Origin of the sequence: Candidatus Allofontibacter sp. (genome assembly GCF_040404065.1) — a bacterium.
Taxonomy (GTDB): Bacteria; Pseudomonadota; Alphaproteobacteria; order Pelagibacterales; family Pelagibacteraceae; genus Fontibacterium.
Window position 1 is genome coordinate 280,261 of sequence record NZ_JBBAJM010000001.1, and the last position, 20,613, is coordinate 300,873.

26 protein-coding genes, 1 tRNA gene and 1 other RNA gene are annotated in these 20,613 nt (G+C 29.9%); 16 read left to right on the top strand and 12 right to left on the bottom strand.

From position 1 onward, the window contains the following. Positions 1-56: 56 nt before the first annotated feature. The 9 genes from kdsB (at position 57) to truA (ending at position 6,636) form a co-directional block, all read left to right on the top strand. A complete protein-coding gene (kdsB, locus tag AC8IG9_RS01490; protein ID WP_507425056.1) occupies positions 57-797 on the top strand; it encodes a 3-deoxy-manno-octulosonate cytidylyltransferase in 741 nt (246 codons plus the stop codon). Beyond that, positions 787-1,623: a prephenate dehydratase domain-containing protein gene (locus AC8IG9_RS01495; protein ID WP_507425057.1), complete on the top strand. Its 837-nt coding sequence runs from the start codon at positions 787-789 to the stop codon at positions 1,621-1,623. The genes kdsB and AC8IG9_RS01495 overlap by 11 nt, the downstream gene beginning before the upstream one ends. A gap of 49 nt (positions 1,624-1,672) precedes the next feature. After that, positions 1,673-1,767, top strand: an RNA gene (gene ffs, locus AC8IG9_RS01500) — signal recognition particle sRNA small type. A 6-nt stretch (positions 1,768-1,773) separates the two neighbouring features. Next, a complete protein-coding gene (locus tag AC8IG9_RS01505; RefSeq protein ID WP_507425058.1) occupies positions 1,774-3,468 on the top strand; it encodes a DNA polymerase III subunit gamma/tau in 1,695 nt (564 codons plus the stop codon). Beyond that, a complete protein-coding gene (locus AC8IG9_RS01510; protein WP_507425059.1) occupies positions 3,468-3,785 on the top strand; it encodes a YbaB/EbfC family nucleoid-associated protein in 318 nt (105 codons plus the stop codon). The genes AC8IG9_RS01505 and AC8IG9_RS01510 overlap by 1 nt, the downstream gene beginning before the upstream one ends. Positions 3,786-3,787: 2 nt before the next feature. After that, entirely contained in the window at positions 3,788-4,396 is a 609-nt protein-coding gene (gene recR / locus AC8IG9_RS01515) for a recombination mediator RecR (RefSeq protein WP_507425060.1), read from the top strand. 44 nt (positions 4,397-4,440) lie between these two features. Further along, complete coding sequence (gene def, locus AC8IG9_RS01520) at positions 4,441-4,971, top strand: peptide deformylase (protein WP_507425061.1); 531 nt, start codon at positions 4,441-4,443, stop codon at positions 4,969-4,971. 7 nt (positions 4,972-4,978) lie between these two features. Next, the gene (gene fmt / locus AC8IG9_RS01525; protein WP_507425062.1) at positions 4,979-5,899 is read left to right on the top strand and encodes a methionyl-tRNA formyltransferase; all 921 of its coding nucleotides are present in this window, start codon (positions 4,979-4,981) and stop codon (positions 5,897-5,899) included. After that, the gene (gene truA / locus AC8IG9_RS01530; protein WP_507425063.1) at positions 5,899-6,636 is read left to right on the top strand and encodes a tRNA pseudouridine(38-40) synthase TruA; all 738 of its coding nucleotides are present in this window, start codon (positions 5,899-5,901) and stop codon (positions 6,634-6,636) included. The genes fmt and truA overlap by 1 nt, the downstream gene beginning before the upstream one ends. A 1-nt stretch (position 6,637) precedes the next feature. Here the strand turns inward: truA and AC8IG9_RS01535 are convergent, their stop codons facing one another. The 9 genes from AC8IG9_RS01535 to rpmH are packed head-to-tail and all read right to left on the bottom strand — an operon-like array spanning position 6,638 to position 13,493. Further along, positions 6,638-7,564: a histone deacetylase family protein gene (locus tag AC8IG9_RS01535; protein ID WP_507425064.1), complete on the bottom strand. Its 927-nt coding sequence runs from the start codon at positions 7,562-7,564 to the stop codon at positions 6,638-6,640. Continuing rightward, the gene (gene dapE / locus AC8IG9_RS01540; protein ID WP_507425065.1) at positions 7,561-8,721 is read right to left on the bottom strand and encodes a succinyl-diaminopimelate desuccinylase; all 1,161 of its coding nucleotides are present in this window, start codon (positions 8,719-8,721) and stop codon (positions 7,561-7,563) included. The genes AC8IG9_RS01535 and dapE overlap by 4 nt, the downstream gene beginning before the upstream one ends. A 1-nt stretch (position 8,722) precedes the next feature. After that, entirely contained in the window at positions 8,723-9,538 is an 816-nt protein-coding gene (gene dapD / locus AC8IG9_RS01545) for a 2,3,4,5-tetrahydropyridine-2,6-dicarboxylate N-succinyltransferase (RefSeq protein WP_507425066.1), read from the bottom strand. Between the two features lie 2 nt (positions 9,539-9,540). Continuing rightward, positions 9,541-10,209: a pyrimidine 5'-nucleotidase gene (locus AC8IG9_RS01550; RefSeq protein ID WP_507425067.1), complete on the bottom strand. Its 669-nt coding sequence runs from the start codon at positions 10,207-10,209 to the stop codon at positions 9,541-9,543. Then, positions 10,209-11,063, bottom strand: coding sequence for an acetylglutamate kinase (gene argB / locus AC8IG9_RS01555; protein ID WP_507425068.1), 855 nt, complete (start codon positions 11,061-11,063; stop codon positions 10,209-10,211). The genes AC8IG9_RS01550 and argB overlap by 1 nt, the downstream gene beginning before the upstream one ends. Then, positions 11,064-12,743 (bottom strand): membrane protein insertase YidC, encoded by a 1,680-nt coding sequence (gene yidC / locus AC8IG9_RS01560; protein WP_507425069.1) that lies wholly within the window; start codon positions 12,741-12,743, stop codon positions 11,064-11,066. Continuing rightward, complete coding sequence (gene yidD, locus AC8IG9_RS01565; RefSeq protein WP_507425070.1) at positions 12,733-13,002, bottom strand: membrane protein insertion efficiency factor YidD; 270 nt, start codon at positions 13,000-13,002, stop codon at positions 12,733-12,735. Before yidD ends, yidC begins: the two co-directional genes overlap by 11 nt. Beyond that, positions 13,002-13,355, bottom strand: a complete 354-nt coding sequence (gene rnpA, locus AC8IG9_RS01570; RefSeq protein WP_507425071.1) for a ribonuclease P protein component — start codon at positions 13,353-13,355, stop codon at positions 13,002-13,004. Before rnpA ends, yidD begins: the two co-directional genes overlap by 1 nt. Positions 13,356-13,358: 3 nt before the next feature. Next, entirely contained in the window at positions 13,359-13,493 is a 135-nt protein-coding gene (gene rpmH, locus AC8IG9_RS01575) for a 50S ribosomal protein L34 (protein WP_029016128.1), read from the bottom strand. Positions 13,494-13,575: 82 nt separating this feature from the next. Here rpmH and AC8IG9_RS01580 point away from each other — a divergent pair, with 82 nt between their 5' ends. From AC8IG9_RS01580 to AC8IG9_RS01595, 4 genes are all read left to right on the top strand, one after another. Then, on the top strand, positions 13,576-14,292 hold the full coding sequence (locus AC8IG9_RS01580; protein ID WP_507425072.1) for a TVP38/TMEM64 family protein: 717 nt from the start codon (positions 13,576-13,578) through the stop codon (positions 14,290-14,292). After that, positions 14,289-15,236, top strand: coding sequence for a nucleoside recognition domain-containing protein (locus AC8IG9_RS01585; RefSeq protein WP_507425073.1), 948 nt, complete (start codon positions 14,289-14,291; stop codon positions 15,234-15,236). Before AC8IG9_RS01580 ends, AC8IG9_RS01585 begins: the two co-directional genes overlap by 4 nt. A gap of 3 nt (positions 15,237-15,239) precedes the next feature. Then, positions 15,240-15,316 (top strand) — tRNA-Arg (locus tag AC8IG9_RS01590). A gap of 58 nt (positions 15,317-15,374) precedes the next feature. Then, positions 15,375-15,827, top strand: a complete 453-nt coding sequence (locus tag AC8IG9_RS01595; protein WP_507425074.1) for a DoxX family protein — start codon at positions 15,375-15,377, stop codon at positions 15,825-15,827. A gap of 78 nt (positions 15,828-15,905) precedes the next feature. Here the strand turns inward: AC8IG9_RS01595 and AC8IG9_RS01600 are convergent, their stop codons facing one another. Next, positions 15,906-16,799, bottom strand: coding sequence for a diacylglycerol/lipid kinase family protein (locus tag AC8IG9_RS01600; RefSeq protein ID WP_507425075.1), 894 nt, complete (start codon positions 16,797-16,799; stop codon positions 15,906-15,908). Positions 16,800-17,044: 245 nt separating this feature from the next. Between AC8IG9_RS01600 and AC8IG9_RS01605 the strand changes: the two genes are divergently transcribed. Then, positions 17,045-17,224, top strand: a complete 180-nt coding sequence (locus tag AC8IG9_RS01605; protein WP_507425076.1) for a hypothetical protein — start codon at positions 17,045-17,047, stop codon at positions 17,222-17,224. A 31-nt stretch (positions 17,225-17,255) separates the two neighbouring features. Here the strand turns inward: AC8IG9_RS01605 and AC8IG9_RS01610 are convergent, their stop codons facing one another. Further along, positions 17,256-17,891 carry a CPBP family intramembrane glutamic endopeptidase gene (locus tag AC8IG9_RS01610; protein ID WP_507425077.1) on the bottom strand — a complete coding sequence of 212 codons (636 nt, stop codon included), beginning with the start codon at positions 17,889-17,891 and terminating at the stop codon, positions 17,256-17,258. A 133-nt stretch (positions 17,892-18,024) separates the two neighbouring features. Here AC8IG9_RS01610 and AC8IG9_RS01615 point away from each other — a divergent pair, with 133 nt between their 5' ends. Together AC8IG9_RS01615 and AC8IG9_RS01620 are read left to right on the top strand one after the other, a co-directional pair. Continuing rightward, the gene (locus AC8IG9_RS01615) at positions 18,025-18,852 is read left to right on the top strand and encodes a UDP-2,3-diacylglucosamine diphosphatase (RefSeq protein WP_507425078.1); all 828 of its coding nucleotides are present in this window, start codon (positions 18,025-18,027) and stop codon (positions 18,850-18,852) included. After that, positions 18,852-19,865 carry a glycosyltransferase family 4 protein gene (locus AC8IG9_RS01620; protein ID WP_507425079.1) on the top strand — a complete coding sequence of 338 codons (1,014 nt, stop codon included), beginning with the start codon at positions 18,852-18,854 and terminating at the stop codon, positions 19,863-19,865. Before AC8IG9_RS01615 ends, AC8IG9_RS01620 begins: the two co-directional genes overlap by 1 nt. Here AC8IG9_RS01620 and AC8IG9_RS01625 read toward each other — a convergent pair. After that, complete coding sequence (locus tag AC8IG9_RS01625; RefSeq protein ID WP_507425080.1) at positions 19,843-20,604, bottom strand: 1-acyl-sn-glycerol-3-phosphate acyltransferase; 762 nt, start codon at positions 20,602-20,604, stop codon at positions 19,843-19,845. The two genes, AC8IG9_RS01620 and AC8IG9_RS01625, sit on opposite strands and share 23 nt — an antisense overlap. Between the last annotated feature and the right edge of the window lie 9 nt (positions 20,605-20,613).

Consider the following 20,613-nt stretch of genomic DNA (forward strand, 5'->3'; position numbering starts at 1 on the left):
AGTAAAAAAAAAATTTAAAATCTATTTTATGCGTCTTACGGTCGCATAAATTAATTATGAACGACACAGTTATTTTAATACCAAGCCATTTAAGAGCAACCAGATTACCCAATAAACCTTTATTGTTAATTAATAATAAACCTATGATTGTTCACTGTTGGCAAAAAGCCATAGAGAGCAAAGTTGGAGAGGTTTACGTTGCAACTGCAGATGAGGAAATTGCTGAAGTTATAAAAAATGTGGGTGGTAAAAGTATTTTAACTAGCAAAGAACACAAAACAGGCTCCGATAGAATTTTTGAAGCGATAGAAAAAAATTTTTCTAATAAGCCCAAAAATATTATTAATCTACAAGGAGACATGCCCAACATTGATCCTGCGGCTATTAAACTTTTAGATAAGTTTATGAAAAACAACTCTTATCAAATAGCAACTCTTGCAACTAAATTAAATTCTAAAAAAGATTTAGAAAATAAAAATATTGTTAAAGTAGAAACGAGCGGTGAAATCCCTATGAACAGTTTTGTTAAAGCCTTAGATTTTTTTAGATCACAAAATATTAATGAAAGTAAGTTTTCTTATCATCACGTTGGTATTTACGGATATCAATATGAAGTATTGAAAAAATTTGTTCCTTTGAAAAGAAGCGATAATGAGGTTGAAAGAAGCTTAGAGCAAATGCGTGCAATGGATAATGGAATTTCGATAAGCGTAGGCTTGGTAAATTCTTATCCTTTAGGAGTTGATACTATTGAAGATTTAGAAGAAATAAGAAATATTATGAAAAATGGCATATAAAATAATTATACAAGGTGAACAAGGCGCTTATTCGCATTTAGCGGCAATAAAGATTTTCAAAAAGCCAAGCATGGTATGTTGCAAAACCTTTGAAGATGCTTTCGTTAAAGCTAAGGGCATTAAAAATAGTAAATTATTAATCCCAATTGAAAATTCTATAGTGGGCCGAGTAGCTGATATTCATTATTTATTATCAGCTTCGAGATTAAAAATAGAAGGAGAGCATTTTCAAAAAGTTGAGCACTGCCTACTAGGTTTGAAAAATACTTCTATTAAGCAAATAAAAACTGTAAGAAGTCACGCCCAAGCTATTGGACAATGTAAGAAAAATATTCAAAAATTAAAATTACAGCCTATTGTTGCTGCAGATACAGCAGGGTCAGCGAGATATATTTCTGAACAACAGATAGATTCAGAATCCGCAATCGCTTCAGCTCTTGCTGCAAAGATTTATGGTTTAAAAATTTTAAAGAAAAATTTTGCAGATCAAAAAGGTAACGTTACAAGATTTTTAATTATGTCCGGTGCAGCTAAACCAAAACCATATAAAAAAAACAAAAAATATATTACTTCTTGTATTTTTCGCTTAAAAAGCGTGCCTTCAGCTTTGCATAAAGCTTTAGGGGGATTTTCCGAAAATAAGGTTAACCTTACAAAACTTGAAAGTTTTTCAACTGGCAATTCTTTCAAACAAGTAAGTTTTTATCTTGATATTGAAGGACATATTGAAAATTTATCGGTGAAAAAAGCGTTATCAGTTTTAAAAAAACATACTGAAAAATTAGATATTTTAGGTGTTTATTTTGCCAATTCATTTAGATATTAAAATTATTATAGCTGTCGTTTTTTTTTAATTATCTTGTTATAATATTTTGGGAGATTGGTGGCAGGTGGAGGTTACGCTAATCCGGTCAGATCTGAAAAGAAGCAGCCGTAACGATAATTTTTCAGGTTGTCCTCAGTCTCCCGTTTTTTTATGGAAAATAATCACAAAGGCTTAGCATTAAAGTATCGACCACAAAGTTTTGACGAAGTCATCGGTCAAGACGTAATGGTGCAAATTATTAAAAATGCGATCAAGCTAGATCGTATTCCTAACGCTTATTTATTGACGGGTATTAGAGGAGTTGGAAAAACAACAACAGCAAGGATAATTGCAAAAGCAATTAATTGTAAAGATTTTGAAAAAGGAATGACAAAGTGTGAAGGCTTTTGTCATTGTGAGGCGATTACAAATTCAAATCATATTGATGTTTTAGAAATGGATGCGGCTTCTAAAACTGGAATTGATGATATTAGAGAATTAATAGATTCCGCCAAATATTATCCTACTAGCGCAAAGTATAAAGTCTTTATTATTGATGAAGTTCATATGTTATCAAAACAGGCCTTTAACGGTTTGCTTAAAACTTTAGAAGAGCCACCTCCTCACCTTAAATTTATTTTAGCAACTACTGAAGTTAAAAAAATTCCATTAACTATCATTTCAAGATGTCAAAGATTTGATCTTAGAAGAATCAAACTTGAAGAAATGATTTCTTTCTTAAAGAAAATAGCTGAAAAAGAAAAAGCAAAAATTAACGAAAAAGCTTTAATGTTGATTGCAAAGGCATCAGAAGGATCTGTAAGAGATGCCTTATCTATACTTGATCAGTCAATTTCCACTTTTAATTTTTTAGGCGAAGAGGTTACAGAAAAATCTGTAAGAACAATGCTTGGCATATCAGATCGTTCGAGAATTATTGATCTTGTTCGTTTTATTATTGACGGTGATAAAGCAAAAGCTCTTCAAGACGCGCAAGAAATATTTGATTTAGGAGCAGATCCAAAGTTAGTTTTACAAGACATGCTAGAAGTTATTTATCTAATTTCTAGAAGCAAAAGTTTTGGCAAAATTGAAAACGACTTAACTGTTTCTGAGTCTGAATCTGATTTAATATTTGGATTATCCAAAAATATTGATTTTTCTTATATTTCAATGATCTGGCAATTCATTCTTAAGGGAATTGAAGAGCTAAGTTTTGTGCCAAACCATTTCCTATCTCTTCAAATGCTAATTATGAGATTGGTTCATTTAAAAGATTTACCAAGCCCAGAGCAAGTTATTGAAGATGCTCTTAATTCGGACACACGTATTATTGGTGAACCTACAGAGAAAAAAGAAGATTTTGATGAAATTAAACCAGGCGCAATCATTAATAAACAAACATCAATTAAAACACAGATAAAAAGCGTTGCGCAAGAAAAGGCAGAAGATATTGACCGTAGTCCAAAAGTTTTGGAAAAAAAACAAGAGATTGGAAAATTTGAAATAATCAACTCATTTGAAAAACTTGTAGAAGCCGCAAACAGTAAAAAAGAAATTGAATTAAAATTTGATTTAGAAAGAAATGTTAGAGTAGTAAAATTTGAGACGGGTAAGATTGATATCTCTTTTAATGAAAAATTATCTAAGAATTTTGTAAGATCTTTGACTGAGAAACTTAAATTATGGACAGGAGAAAGATGGATAATTTCTTTATCAAAAGAAATAGGAAAAAGTACAATTTATGAGAATAAAGAAAACTATAAGAAAAAATTATTACAAGATGCTCTTCAAAGTGAAGTTTATATAAAAATTAAAGAAAATTTTCCAGACGCAGAACTTAGCGATGTAGAGGAGGTTAAGTAATGGATTTTGGTGGCATGATAAAAAAAGCCCAAGAGATGCAGCAAAAAATGATGGAAGTTAAAGCATCATTAAAGAATATTCAGGCTGAGGGAATAGCAAGTAATGGAGCAGTAAAAGTAATTCTAAACGGAAATAATGAGATGATCAAAATAGACATTGATCCAAAACTAATGACCGAAGACAAAGAAGTCTTGGAAGATTTAATCGTAGTAGCTACAAATAATGCAAAAAAAGAAATCGAGATAAAGTCCTCAGAGGAGATGTCGAAAATAACTGGTGGCTTAAAATTACCCTCAGGATTTAAGCTTCCCTTTTAATAATGAAAAGCAATTCTCATCCAGACCTTGAAACTTTAATGTTTCTTATTGCAAAGTTACCAGGACTAGGACCAAAGTCTGCAAGACGTATTGCTCTTTATCTTTTAAAAAACAGAGACAATATTATGAAACCATTATCTGGTGCTTTAGATAAAGTTTATGAAAATGTTGCTCGTTGTAATATTTGCGGAAATTTTAAGACTAACAAAATTGAATGTAATTGTAGTAATAAAAATAACTACGATCAAATTTGCGTCGTAGAAAATGTTGCTGATATGTGGGCTCTTGAAAGCACAAATGTATATAGTGGTCAGTATCATATTTTAGGAGGAACTCTTTCAGCAATAAATGGCGTAAATCCTGAAGATCTTTTAATAGGTTCATTAGTCAATAGAATTAAAGCTAATTCAGTAAAAGAAGTAATTCTTGCAACAAGTGCTACCATCGAAGGACAAACAACAGCCCATTACATTAAAGACAGTATTAAAAATTTAAATGTGAAAGTAACAAAGTTAGCTCACGGGTTACCAGTGGGTGGAGAGATTGAATATTTAGATGACGGAACATTATTTTCTGCATTTAAATACCGCAGTTCTTTAAATAGTGATTAGTATCAAGCGCTTGATTAATTAAATAGATTTAGTATTTTTTCATTATGACTATTAGGAAAATCTTAACAGAACCAGATCCAAAATTAAGAATTAAGTCAAAACCTGTCGCAAAAGTAGATCGGGAAATTAAAAATTTAATGAAGGATATGCTCGAGACAATGTATGCTGCTCCTGGAATAGGTCTTGCTGCAATTCAGATTGGAGTAGATAAAAGAATAGTCGTCATTGATATAGCAAAAGATCCCGAACCAAAGAATCCTATGTATTTTGTAAATCCAGAAATTGTTTGGACCTCAGATATAAAATGCACTTTTGAAGAAGGTTGCCTTTCATTGCCCCAGCAATTTGCAGAAATAGAAAGACCAGAAAAATGCCATGTAAAATATTTAGATCAGAACGGAAAAGAACAAATATTAAAAGCAGATGGATTACTTGCGACATGCATTCAGCATGAGATTGATCATTTGAATGGAGTTTTATTTATTGATTATTTATCAAAATTAAAAAAATCTTTTATATTAAAAAAACTTTCAAAGGCAAAAAAAGAAGCTACTACAGATCGTATTAATTTTTAGGTAATCCATGTCATTAAAAATAATTTTCATGGGAACACCAGACTTTGCTGTTCCTGCATTAAAAGAACTGCTTAATCAAAAATTAAATATTCTTCATGTTTATACTCAGCCACCAAAAAAATCGAATAGAGGCTTGAAACTTGAAAAAACGCCGGTGCATTTAGAGGCTGAGAAAAATAATTTAAAAGTTCATCACCCAAGTTCATTAAAGAATGAAGGGGAGGTAGATTTTTTTAAAAATATAAATCCAGATTTAGTAATTGTTGTTGCTTACGGACAAATCATTCCTGAAAATTTTTTAAGTTTATCTAGAAAAGGTTTTATTAATATTCACGCTTCACTATTGCCACATTGGAGAGGTGCGGCACCTATTCAAAGAGCCATTATGAATGGAGATAAATTTACAGGTATTTCAATTATGAAAATTGAAAAAGGTTTAGATTCAGGACCTGTAATGTTGTCTGAAAAAATAGAAATTAATAATGAACTAAATTATGGCCTACTAAGCGAAAAATTATCAGGTTTAGGATCTAAATTAATAGTTAAAGCCATTGATCTTATAGAAAAAGATAAGGCTAAATTTTTAGAGCAAGACCATTCAAAAGCTACACATGCAAAAAAAATTACTCGAGCAGATGAAGAAATCAACTGGAATTATAATGCAGATAAAATTATTCAACAAATTAACGCACTAAACCCATCACCAGGAGCTTGTTTTAAATTTAACAATGAGAAGATTAAAATATGGAAAGCAGTAGCGGTAAAAGAAAAAGGAGCAACCGGAACAACAATTAATGATAATTTACTAATTGCTTGTAAGGATTCTGCGCTCCAAGTTTTAGAGATTCAAAGGCCAGGAAAGAAAGTTCAAAAAGCAAAGGAATTTTTATTAGGATTTAAAATTCCAAAAGCTTCAAAATTATTTTAATGCAAAGACTAAAATGTATAGCTGAATATGATGGAACTCATTTTGTGGGTTGGCAAAGACAAATTAATGGAAAATCAGTTCAAGAAACGATCGAAGATGCGATTGAGAAATTAGCTGAACAGAAGATAACAATTTTTGGTGCAGGAAGAACAGATGTAGGTGTTCATGCCGTTCATCAAGTTTTTCATTTTGATTTTGATAAAGATATTGATGCTAAAAAAATCACTGAAGCCTTAAATTTTCATTTAAAAAATAATTCTATTAGCATTTTAAAAACAGAATTTGTTCATAATGATTTTGATTCAAGAAGAGATGCAAAATTAAGAATTTATAAATATATAATTATTAATCGCGATTCACCTTTATCTATAGAAAAGGATAGGGCATGGCAAATAAAAACTCATTTAGACGAGAAGAATATGTATGATGCTGCGCAAATTTTAGTCGGGACTCATGATTTTACAACTTTTAGAGCAGCTTCTTGTGGAGCTAAATCTCCAATTAAAACTATGGAGAAAATAAATATTTTTAGAAAAGATGATTACATTTATAGTTATTTTGAATCACAATCCTTTTTGCAACACCAAGTTCGTTCTATGATGGGATGCATTAAGCTTGTAGGAGAAAATAAATGGTCAAAGAATGATTTGATTGATGCGCTAAATTCTAAAGATAGATCTAAATGCGCAGTACCTGCACCTGCTGCTGGATTATATTTAGATAACATTATTTATTAACTTAAACTTCTAATAAGGCTTTAACGTGATATTTTGCGCTTTCTTGAATGGCCGCAAGATTGTAACCACCCTCCAAGATTGAAACAATTTTATTATCGCAGATTTGTTTTGCAATTTTCATAATTTCTTTGGTTAACATATAATAATCTTTAGATTCTAAATTAATGTTAGCCAAAGGATCATTTTTGTGCGCGTCAAAACCCGCTGATAACAATATAAATTCAGGCTTAAACTCATTTAGTTTGGTGTAGATTTTTTTATAACTATCAAAAACCTCTTCTGAATTCGTTCCTGATTTTAGAGGAATATTTAAAATATTATTATATTTTCCAGTTTCATCTTCAGAACCTGTTCCTGGATAAAATGGGAATTGATGTGATGAAATATATAAAACTTTTTTTTCATTATAAAAAATATCCTGCGTTCCATTTCCATGATGAACATCAATATCAATGATTGCCACTTTGTTTAGTCTATATTTTTCTATTAAATAAGTTGCGCCCACAGCAACGTTATTAAATATGCAAAATCCCATAGCATGTTCTTTTTCCGCATGATGACCAGGAGGCCTGACAACACAAAAAGCATTATCAAATTCTTTATTCATTACTCCATCAATTGCATTAATAATTGATGCAACAGCATCATACGCAGCTTTTTTACTCCCCTTAGAGACAATCGTGTCTCCATCAAGAAAATCTAAACCTTCTTTTGGAAATGATTGATTAATTTTTTCAAAATATTTTTCTGAATGAGTAAGTTTAATATATTTTTCATCAAAAGAGCCTACGTTTTTCCAGATTAAGTTCTTAGATTGTATTTTTTTTAAACCATTTATAATTGATGGGATTCGTTCCGGACATTCTGGATGGCCAGGACCAGTGTCATGTTGAATGGAAGATTCGGCAGTGAATATGCAGGTTGTCACTTAAAGTAATTAACAAGAATATCTAAATATATGTTTTTTAATTTTTTTAAATCAGAAACTCTTGCCATTTCATCTACTTGATGGATAGTTTTTGCAATTAAACCAAACTCAATACAAGGAGTGATTTTTTTTATAAAACGAGCATCAGAGGTACCACCCGATGTTGATAACACCGGATTTATTCTTGTGCTTTTTTTTATAACATTTTTAATCATGTAAACAGTTTTATTAGGTTTTGTTAAAAAAGATTCCCCTGAAGCATGATATTTAATCTTGTAACTTGCTTTAGTTTTTTTAGTGATGGAAGAAAAAATTTTGTTTAATTTACTTTTAAGTGAACTTGATGTGTGCAAATTATTAAATCTTATATTAAAACAAGCTTTTGCTTCAGCAGGAATGACATTATCGGCAGTGTTATCGATTGTAATTTTTGTCACCTCAAGATTTGAAGGTTCAAAGTCTTGATTACCTCTATCTAGTTTTAATTTTTTTATTTTATTTAAGATTTCAATTATAATTGTAGAAGGGTTGTTAGAAGCGTGGGGATAAGCAACATGCCCTTGAGTCCCTATAATTGTTAAATGGCCGGTCATACTTCCTCTTCTTCCAATTTTAATCATTTCACCAAGTTTATTTTCATTAGTAGGCTCTCCCACTATGCAAAAATTAATTTTTTCTTTTTTTTGTATTAATTTTTCTATAACTTTTTTTGTTCCGTTAATTGCAATGGTTTCTTCATCGCCAGTTATTAAAAGACTGATTGATCCCTTTAGTTTTTTATTTTTCTTTAGAAATTCGCTAACGGCAGCAACAAAACAAGCAATTGCACCTTTCATGTCGCTAACACCTCGTCCAATTAATTTCTGATTTTTTATAACCCCACCAAAAGGATTAACAGTCCAAGATTTTAGATCTCCAACAGGAACAACATCTGTGTGCCCTGCAAAACAAAAGTTTGGAGAACTTTTACCAATTCTTGCATATAGATTTTTAATTTTTACAGTTCCCTTTTCTTGAAACTCCATGACCTGACATTTAAAACCTAATTTTTTTAGATTTTTTGCAACAATATTAATTGCGCCATCATCTTTAGGTGTAACACTTTGACATCTGACAAGGTCCTTTGCTAAAGCAACTTCACTGATAGTCTTTAGCATATCAATCTCTTAGTAGATCGTTTATTGAGGTTTTGCTTCTTGTTTTTTCATCAACGGTTTTTACAATTACCGCGCAATATAAACTTGGTTTAGTTTTATCTTCGTTTGCAAGTGATCCTGAAACCACAACTGAATAAGGAGGAACTTTTCCATAAATAATCTTATTTGTTTTTCTATCGATAATTTTTGTTGAAGCTCCAAGGTAAACACCCATAGAAATTACAGAACCTTCTCCAACGATAACTCCTTCAGCCACTTCTGATCTTGCTCCAATAAAACAATTATCTTCAACGATAACAGGATTTGCTTGCAGAGGTTCTAACACACCACCAATACCAACTCCTCCAGAGATATGACAATTTTTTCCAATTTGTGCACATGAGCCAATAGTTGACCAGGTATCAATCATTGTACCCTCATCAACATAAGCACCTACATTTATAAACGATGGCATCAACACAACATTTTTTGCTATGTATGCAGATTTTCTAATCGCTCCATTTGGTACCGCTCTAAATCCTGCATCAATATGTTTTTTTTCATCCCAAAGAGTTGTCTTGCCATCTACTTTGTCAAACCAAGTAGTGTAGGGACCTGAAAGAATTTTATTATCTTTAATTTTAAAACTTAAAAGAATTGCTTTTTTTATCCATTGATGAGTATGCCATTCATTATTTTTTTTTTCACATACTCGAATAGTTCCTGAATCAAGTTTTTCCAAAATTTCATTAATTGCTGTAATAATTACTTTATCAGAATTTTTATTAATATTACTTCTGTCTTCCCAGGCTTTTTCAATAATATTTTCTAGACTCATGTTTATTTAATTAACAAATTACACTGCTCAAGAAAATGATCTAATTCTTTTATTTTAAAGTGTACATGGTCTTCATCATGACCTTGTTTTGCCCATTTATCTTCATTTATCATCCAAGCCGTCTTCATACCAAGCTCGTGAGCCGGCTTTAAGTTTTTTGCTATGTCTTCAAAAAAAATACTTTGCTCAGGAATAATATTGTATTTTTTAATAAGTTTTTCATAGGGTGACCTTTCTGGCTTTGGAATAAAGTCCGCATCAATAATATCAAATATTGAAAAAAGGTTTTCATCTAGCTGTAGATTAGTAACAACATTCTTTGCGTGTTTTTTTGATCCGTTTGTAAATATAATTTTTTTTCCAGGTAAGTTTTTTATTTCTTTATTTAGTTTTTCATTTTTAGTTAGAGAATTGTAATCAATATTATGTACAAATTCTAAAAAATGATGAGGGTCAATATTGTGGTGTTTAATTAGACCATTTAAAGTTGTTCCATGTTTCTGGAAGTATTCATTTTTTATTTTAACAGCCTCTTCATTATCCACTTTTAAATGTTCAGTAATGAAACTAGTCATTAGCTTATCGATTTTTGGAAATAAGTTTGTAGAGGCGGGATAGAGAGTATTATCTAGATCAAAAATCCAAAATCTTACATTTTTTATTTGATCCATTATTTTACTATAAGTGTTCCGGCTCCAAGATTTGAGAATAATTCAAAAAGAACGGCATGAGATTTTCTGCCATCAATAATAACCACACCATTCACACCAGATTCAATTGCGCTAATGCATGTTTTTATTTTAGGAATCATTCCTCCGGTAATAGTGCCGTTATCAATAAGATCTAAGGCTTGTTTAATGGACAGTTCAGAAATTAAATTACCATTTTTATCATTCACTCCAGGAACGTCGGTCATTAAAAGTAATCGTTCCGCTTTAATTTGATTAGCAATAGTTCCGGCAGCTGTATCTGCATTAACATTATAAACCTGACCTTTGTTATCCATTCCCATAGGAGCAATAACAGGAATAATTTTTTGTTTAAAAAAATTATTTAATACTTGCGTGTCAATTTTTTTTGGATCTCCAACAAATCCTAATTGTTCATCGATAGGCTTATCAATATGAATAACATTATTTTTTCTAACCGTAACGGATTCAGCCTTTGCTCCGTAATTTATAATAGCATCTCTAAGATCAGGATTAATCTCATTTAACAAAACATCTTCTACAACTTTTATGACATTTTCATCGGTTACTCTTAAGCCAGAAATAAATTTACTTTCTAAGTTTTGTGCTTCTAATTTAGTTTTAATTTGAGGACCACCACCATGAATAACAGCAACATCAACATCTAATTTTCTTAAAATAGCTGCATCTTGAGCAAAAGCTTTAGATAAACTCTGGTCAGACATAACTTGTCCGCCGTATTTTAAAATTATTTTTTTATTTTTGTATTTATCAAAATAAACTGAAGCTTCCTGAATTAATGGACCAAGTTCTGGCCAAAAAGACTTTATATCCATCTAAGCTGTTTTTACGGTAGTTTGTTTCATAATGTACCATTGTTGAGCCATAGTCAGTACATTACTAACAGTCCAATACACTACTAATCCAGAAGGGAAAGTTGCAAGCATTACTGTAAGCACCAAAGGAAAGAATGCAAATATTTTTGCTTGAATTGGATCTGGAGGAGTAGGGTTTAACTTTTGTTGAAAGTACATAGTAATCCCCATCAGTATCGGCCACACTCCTATCATTAAGAAAGAAGGAGGATCCCAAGGAATAAGACCAAATAAATTAAAGATCGTTGTTGGATCAGCTGCTGATAAATCCTTAATCCAACCAAAAAATGGTGTGTGACGCATTTCAAGTGTGACGAAAAGCATTTTATAAACAGCAAAGAAGATTGGGATCTGTATTAATATTGGCAGACAACCAGACAAAGGATTAACTTTTTCTCTTTTATAAAGAGCCATTATTTCTTGCTGTGTTTTTTTAACATCATCTTTGTATAATTCTTTTAGTCTTAACATTTCTGGCTGTAGTATTTTCATTTTAGCCATGGATTTGAACGAATAGTTTGCAAGGGGGTAAAATACAATTCTTACCATCAGAGTTAATATAATGATCGCAACTCCGAAGTTTCCAACAGCTTTAAAAATATAATCAATAATGAAGAAGAAAGGTTTAGTAATAAAGTAGAACCAGCCCCAATCGATTGTCAAATCAAAGCGATCAATTTTTTCATTATCAGCGTAACTATCAATCGTATGAACTTCTTTTGCACCAACGAAAACTTTTAAAGTATTCGAGGCACTTTTTTGAGGATTAGCGATTGTTGGATCAGATATTATAAAATTTGTTTTATATAATTTGGAAAATGAATATTCTCCTTTAAAAGACTTACCGTTTTCAGGAATAATTGCAGTCATCCAATATTTATCCGTAATACCAAACCAACCGCTATTACCGCTAAAAGTTTTTTTATTTTTTTCTACATCAGCGTAAGTTTCTTCTTTTAAATTCTTATTAACGACACCAATTAAACCTTCATGAAGTATATAGAAATTTTCTGTATGTGGTTTTTCATTTCTTGTAATTTGAGAATAATGAAAAAGTTCGATTGCTTTGCCTTTGTCATTTCTTATGGTCTCTGTGATTTTAAATAAATATTTATTATCTATTTCAATTTTCTTTAAAAAAATAACACCTTCTCTATTGTTCCACTCAAGTGTTACAGGTGAATTTGGAGTAAGTTTTTTACCCTCTTTAATTTGCCAGACACTATTATTATCAGGAACTTTTACATCTGATTTTGCGCTAGCCCATCCAGATTCTACAAAATAACCATCTTTTGATTTTTTAGGATTAAGCACAACAATTTGCTTGCTGTTTTTATCAATGCTTTCTCTATAGTTTTTTAATGTAATATCATCAATCAGAGCGCCCTTTAAAGATATAGAACCAACTAAACTATTGTTTTCAACTTCAACTCTACCATTTTCTTTTAAAGCTTCATTTCTTGAAATAATTTTAACAGGAGATTCTTTTTCAAGTGAAGGAGTCTCAGATTTTGATAATTTTTTTTCAGTTTGTTTTTGATTTTGTTCATTAATTTTTTCTGGATTTTCAAAAAATAAAGACCAACCTAATAGTATTGAAGTCGATAAAACTATCGCGATAATTAAATTTTTATTTTCCATGATTTTTACTTTTGTTTATAACAGGATCATAACCAAAACCGCCGCCCAAAAACTTAATAGGATGACATCTTAAAATTCTAAGCGTTCCTTTAAAACAACCTTTAATAAAACCAAATCTTTTTAAGCTTTCTATAAAATATTCAGAACAGGTTGGGTCGTAATGACAGGCGTTGTGGAAAAAGGGAGATAATAAAAATTTATAAAGTCTAATTATTTTAGTTAAAATAAAAGAGAAAAAGTTATCTATGTTTTTTATCATTATTTTATAGAGCTAAATTTATATTCTAGTTCTTTTACAATTTTATTAAAATCAACATCATATATTTTTGATTTTGCAAAAACAGCATACTTATATTTATTGTTAAATGAATCAATCTCAGTAATTGCTTTGCGGGCAGCCATCTTTAGTCTTCTTCTAATTCTATTTCTTTTTACCGCATTTCCGAGCTTTTTGGCCGAAACAAAGCTCATATGCACTTTATTTTGAACAGAAGGATTATCTTGATGATTGTAGTAGATGGTAAATAAATCGGAACTTACTTTTTTTGCAGATAAGATTTTTTTAAACTCGTCATTGCCTCTAAGACTTTCAAATTTTAGAGTCTTGGGCATGACTTAAGCAGATACTGTTTTTCTACCCTTAAATCTTCTGCGTGCGATAACTTTTCGACCGCCTTTAGTTGCCATACGAGATCTAAAACCGTGTCTTCTTTTTCTTACTATTTTACTTGGCTGAAAGGTTCTTTTCATTGTGATAATTAGAATTTTCGCTATTTATAGGTAAATTGTTAAAACAAGTACAGTAAAAGTTTATATTTAATAAGTTTTAAAAATGACGCAATTATCGAAGCTTAAAATTATTTTAGGAATTGTTTATCTATTAATTGTTGCATTAGTGATATTTTTATTTTTTTACTATCATCTTTATTCTTACGTGAATGCAGATTTTATAAAAAATAATAGACAAGATATTTTTAGATTTAGGGACGCGCATATTTTTTCAATTTCAATAGCATTCTTTTTATTTTGTATAATTTGGGTATTTTTATTAGGGTTTGGCTCCCCACTTGCAATCATAGCCGGTTTTGTTTTTGGAACTATTCTTGGTTCAGCACTTTTTTTAATAGGGTGCACTATTGGCGCAACACTTCTATATATTTTTGCAAATAATTTTTTTCATGAATTAGTTCTAAATTATTTTGGATCTCGTTATAAAAAATTAGCGGAACATTTTAAGCGTAATGATTTTTCTTATTTATTATTCTTAAGATTAGTTCCGGGAATTCCTTTTCAAGCCACAAGTTTAATTCCTGTTTTATTTAATATGAAAATTAAAAATTATTTTTTTGCTACTATTTTAGGCATGACGCCCGGTGCTGTTATCGTTATAAGTTTAGTTTCAGGAATAGGTTTAAAAGTGGAGGAGGGGGCTGATTTTAATATCAACTTACTTTCGGATCCAAAGATTTCAATACCATTAGTTTGTCTTGCATTAATGGTTTTAGTTTTAAATTTTATGAAAAATAAATTCTTTAAGAGCAAAAATTGAAACAGTTTTTTAAAAATAGTTTTTCCGAAATTAAGGTTATTTGTATTCCTCTATACAAAATACTTATCCCATTTATTTTTATTATTAAAATTTTAGAAGAGATAGGCTTTGTAAAACTTATTTCTAATTTTTTTGAACCTGTAGTTCAACTTATGGGTCTTCCAGCTGAACTTGGAATAGTTTGGGTTACTGCAATCATTATTAATGTTTATGCTGGAATTGTTGTTTTTATTAATGTTGTTCCAACGTTAGATTTAACCGTAGCTCAAATCACAGTTCTGACATTAATTATTTTAATTGCACATAACATATTAGTTGAAAGTTCAGTTTCTAGAGCTGCAGGAGTTTCTTTTTTTTATGCAGCATTTCTTAGAATAGGAATGGCTTTTGTTGCAGGCGTTATTCTTTCTAAAATTTATTTAAATTTTGGATTTTTACAGGAGAAGTATAGTTTAGTTTTACAACAACAAGTCGTTCACAGTGATTATTATTCTTGGATTGTAGGACAACTTAAAAATTTAGCTTATATATTTTTAATTATTTGCACTTTAGTGGTTTCTTTAAATTTTTTAAAAGCGATTGGTGTTGAAAAATTAATAAGAAAGCTTCTTGAAAAACCATTAAAGTTTATGGGCATTAGTCCAAGTGCTATTAATATTATTATTGTTGGTCTTACGATTGGCATTCAATTTGGTGGCGGATTGCTCATCAGAGAGGCGAAATCAGGAGCAATTAATAAGCAGAGTATTCTTTTATCTCTGTCTTTATTAAACTTAGTTCATGCCGTTATAGAGGATACTATTTTAATGACTATTTTAGGGGGTCATATTTCTGGCATTTTATTTTTTAGAGTGATTTTTTCTTTGGTTGTTGTCTTAGGTATACTTTTTTTATACAAAAAATTTACATTACTGTTTAACAAGCTAGTATTTGTAAAAATTTAATAAGCGCCCGTAGTTCAATTGGATAGAATGCCAGACTACGAATCTGGAGGTTGGAAGTTCGACTCTTTCCGGGCGCGCCACTTTGATTGCATTTTATTCTTTGCTTCAGATAACTAAATTTGATAGAAAATACTCAAGATGAGAGTTAGCAGAAATTCAAGATTAATAATTCCTTACCTAGAAAGATTTTATGATTCAGCTTCATATTATTCTTATCCATTAATTAGATTTATCGCAGGCGCATTATTGGTACCTCACGGGTATAGTAAACTATTTGTAAATTTAAATGGCACAGTTGATTTTTTTAAAAGTGTTCAATTAGAGCCAGCTTACCCACTTGCAATTTATATTGGCAGTTTAGAATTTTTTGGAGGAATATTTCTAGCTATAGGTTTTTTAACTAGATTTGTTGCCATTCAATTAATTGGTCTTTTAGCTGTTGCGACTTTTTACATTCATTTCAATAATGGTTTTCTATGGGTCAAGGGTGGATTTGAATATCCGTTGTTTTGGTTAGTGGTAATGATTGCAATATTTTTTAAAGGCGGAGAGAGAGTTTCAATAGATGGTTCTTTGCCTAAAGAATTTTAATTCGTGTTTAGATATTTAAACAACCTTCCATTAAATAAAGCGGTAATTGTTTTTTTAGTTCTTATTGCTGCGATAATATTATTGATCAGTCTGTACGTTTAATTCTTCTTTTACCAAAAGATTAATAGTTTTTTTTGAATTTTTAATCTGCAAAGGTAAATTTCCTATGAATTCACCATCACATTGAATGGGTGTTTTTGATTTAGAGTTTATAAAGATATCATCACTTATAATTTTAATTACTTTATCTTTCTCTTCTAAATCCTCTTTTTTTAAAATTTTAATTAAATTTTTTAAAACATTAAATCTTGATAAATTAACAAATAAATAAGTAATAATTTTTTTATCAAAAATATCAGTGTCCTTTGTTAATTGAAAAGAACCTCCATAATGTTTAGCGTTAGTTATGATTACCCAGTTTGCTAAATAGACTTTATTGTTAACAAGAACTTTTAATTCATATTTCTTAAGCCAAATTAATTTTCCAATTGAAATAATAAAAAATAATGCTTTACCAAATAATTTTTTTAAAAATAAATTAGATTGAACTGTTTGAACAATTGATGCGTCAAAGCCAATTCCAGTCATTAAAAAAAATTTTCTATTATTTGCTTCTTGAATGTGAATTTTTTTAATTTTTCCAGACTTAATGATCTGAGCTATATTACTTGAACTTTTATTAATATTTGCTTCATAAGCCCCTATATTTGCTGTTCCAAGTGGTATGATTGCGAGTGGTTTCTTGTCATCCATTCCATTTATGACTTCATTTATTGTCCCATCTCCACCTGCTGCAACGATAACATCAAATTTGTTTATATTAACTTTGCAGAGCAGAGTGGCGTGCCCAACTCTTTCTGTTGCAAATGATTCAACATGATTTTCTTTTTTTAAAATTTTAACAATTCTATTAAGTAAAAATTTATTAAATAAACTTATTTTTGAATTATATATGATGCAGATTTTTTTCATGACACTACATGAGGTTATTATTCGATTGATTATAAAAAAAATATACTAAAATTTGGAAGATTGGTGAGTGCTTACATATTCGCTATTAGGGACACCTAGAGAGAACCTCACTAGATCAAATTAACTAAAGGATGCAAAGTACATAAGCACTCGGTTTAGTTGTGTATACTAATCATGTTACAAATTGATTAAAGAATTATGAAATTTTCATTTACCTTAAATAAATTTTTTGCTTAAATTCAATCATGAAAATATCGAAAAAAAACTTTAAAAAGTTAAAAAAATTTATCAAAGGACTGAATGAAGAAGTTGTAAGCCTTGATAAAGAAGTTTCTAAGCTTAAGTCAGAATTTAAGAAATTTAAGCCTCACACCCAGAAACAAAAAGTAGCGTCAATCACAGAAGCTCAAAATCAAACCCACTAAATTTAATGATCGGCTAACCTAATCTTTTTGGTTAGCCGACAGTTAAACCTTGAGAGTGATAAAAGTACGCTCCAAGCCCAGAAGTAAATACAATATCTCCATATAATCCATGTTCAATTGAAACTTTTATTAATGAATTATGTTTAGAATAGGATTCAGCCATTATTAAGCCACCAATAAAAGTAAAAAGAATTACAATTGGATTTAAATAAATAATATGAGCAAAACTAAATAGGAATGCGTTAACAAAAATTAAAACCTTCTTATTCTTAAATAAATTTCCATATCTTTTGAAAAAAAAGGACCTGTAAACAATTTCCTGAGGAAAGGCTGATAAAATTGGATAAAGAATCATTATTAATAACCATAGAAAAGAATGGGAGCGGGGAAGGTTTAAAAATTTAGAAGAATCAAAAAAATAAGAAAATATTAAAACTAATGAAGCAACAACTAAAAATTTATACAAAATAATTTTAAGGTATTTGTCGAACCTAAAATCTTTAAAGTTAATTATAGTAATTTTTTTATATTTTAAATAACAAACACAAATTATCGCAACTGCTGTCAGGGTTGAAAACATCGCGATATTAGATTTTGTCGGAATTAAAATTATTGGAATAATTATAAAAAATATAAAGATTTCTAAAGATTTTGTTATTTTTACCATCTGATAATTCTTTTATCAGAAAATTTTATTTGGTAAGCAAAAATTTCACTAAATATTAACAATAAATTCAATTTTAACAATTTTGTAACAATAACATGTTTTGTTCTTAATTAATGATTCGAAATAAAATAAAATGCTAAAAAAAGAGTCTTTTAAAAATAGAAGTGACAAAGTTTTTAATTATAAAAGTATTTGGATTTCAGATCTTCATTTAGGTACTAGGGGTTGTCAATCGGGACTCTTATTAGAATTTATAAGACATACCCAGTCAGAAAAACTTTATTTAGTTGGTGATATCGTTGATGGTTGGGCTTTAAAAAATACTTGGTATTGGCCACAATCTCATAATGATGTTGTTCAAAAAATCTTAAAAAAAGCCCGTCATGGAACACGTGTATTTTATTTATCTGGAAATCATGATGAAATTTTAAGAAAATTTATACCTATTAATTTTGGCGGTGTTGAAATTACTAATCAGGTCATTCACGAAACTATTGATAACAAAAAGTACTTAGTTGTTCATGGAGATCAATTTGATGGAATTATTCAATGCGCTAAATGGCTTGCAATACTAGGCTCTCTTACTTACGATTTTTTAATTTATTTTAATCGTTACATAAATTTTTTCAGAAATAAATTGGGTTATGAATATTGGTCACTTTCTAAATTCTTAAAATTTAAAGTTAAGAATGCTGTTAAATTTGTTAGTGAATTTGAAAAATTAGTAGGAAACTACGCTAAGCAACATAGAGTAGACGGTATTATTTGCGGGCATATTCATCATGCGAATATGCAACACATTGATAATATTCATTATATTAATGATGGAGATTGGGTTGAAAGTTGTACGGCTTTAGTCGAGCATTTTGATGGAAGATTAGAACTTATTCATTGGGCAGAAATGAGAAAAGAATTATTTACTAAAGATCAAGAAATAGAGTTGCTTAAAATTGCATCTTAATGAAAAATTATAGAATCCTTATTGTTACTGATGCTTGGCATCCACAGGTTAATGGTGTTGTAACAACCTTAAGCTATTTGGTAGAAGAGCTTAAAAAACAAAAACATGAAGTTTTTTTAATAACACCGAATGATTTTATTACAATTCCTTGTCCAACGTATCCTGAAATAAAATTATCAATAAATGTTTATCCTAAAATTTATAAAAAGATTAAAGAGATTAATGCGCATATAGTTCATTTAGCAACAGAAGGTCCGCTAGGGTTTTTTGCAAGAAGATATTGTATGAAAAATAATATAAAATTTACTTCTTCTTTACACACAAAATTTGCTGAATACGTAAATAAAAGAACACATATCCCAGTTAGTGTTGGGTATTCATTTTTGAGATATTTTCATAAACCTGCCAATAAAATTTTAGTTACAACTAAAAATATGGAGAATGAGCTAGCTAGTAGAAATTTTAAAAATCTAGTTGTATGGAGCAGGGGTGTAAATAAGAGTATTTTTGGCAAAGCAGAAAAAGCAAATGTTTCTCTTCCTTCGCCTATTTACATTTACGTTGGTAGAGTAGCTATTGAAAAGAATATTAAGGCTTTTTTAGATATACAAATTGAAGGTTCAAAAATTGTAGTTGGAGACGGGCCTCAATTTAATGAACTCAAAAAAAAATATAAAGAAGTTTTATTTACTGGAATGTTAAAGGAAAAAGAAGTTGCCTCCTATCTTGCAGCGAGTGATGTTTTTGTATTTCCAAGTAAAACAGATACCTTTGGAATTGTTATTATTGAGGCATTAGCGGCAGGTGTTCCCGTAGCAGCCTATCCGGTGACAGGTCCATTGGATATTTTACAAAACACCAAGGCTGACTGTTTAGATTGGGATTTAAAAGAATCTATGAAAAAAGCTTTAAGGGTTAAGAAAGAGGAATGCAAACAGATTGCAAAAAAATATACATGGGAGAATTGCGCAAAAGTATTTTTAGAAACGGCTAGTTTAAATTTACAATTTTAAGAGTTTCTGCCCTTAAGTTTTTTGCTATCTGATAATTTTCTAGTTTATGAAAAATTTGGCTATCTAACAATTCGCCACACTCAGCATCAAATTTTTTATAAGATTTATTAATCAATTCCCTAGCAAACAGTATGCGTCTTAATTTGTAGTTAATAATACCCGTAAGCTGAAATAAAAAACTATTTTGACCATGACAATAGATTGGCAAAATTTTACAATTAACTTTTCTTAAAATTGATCCAATTATAGGTTTCCATTCTTTTTCTACAGCTTTTTTAAAAAGTCTTTCAGAGGTTGCAACTTCTCCAGATGGAAAAATAATAACTAACCCTCCTTTATTTATAAATTCAACAGCATTATTTTTTGACTTTATATTAATTTTTGCAGCATCTTTGCTCATATCCAGTCTTAATGGAAAAAGATGATCCCTTATGTGGTCAACTGTAGTTAACTCTTCATTAATTAATATTCGGTAATCTTTTCGTAATTTTGCAACTTCAGAGCAGATAATTAATCCATCGAGTATTCCAAATGGATGATTAGATACAATGATGCAAGAACCTTGCTTTGGAATTCGTTCTGCATCTTTTAGAGCATGTTCTATCTTTAAAATTTCTAGGCTTCTTTTCCAAAAGTTATTACTTAATTCAGGATCAGAATAATTTTTTTTATAAAGCTGCTTAAGATAAGAAAATCCAAATACTTTTTCTACAGTAGCACGTAATAATAATTTGATCATATAAAATCA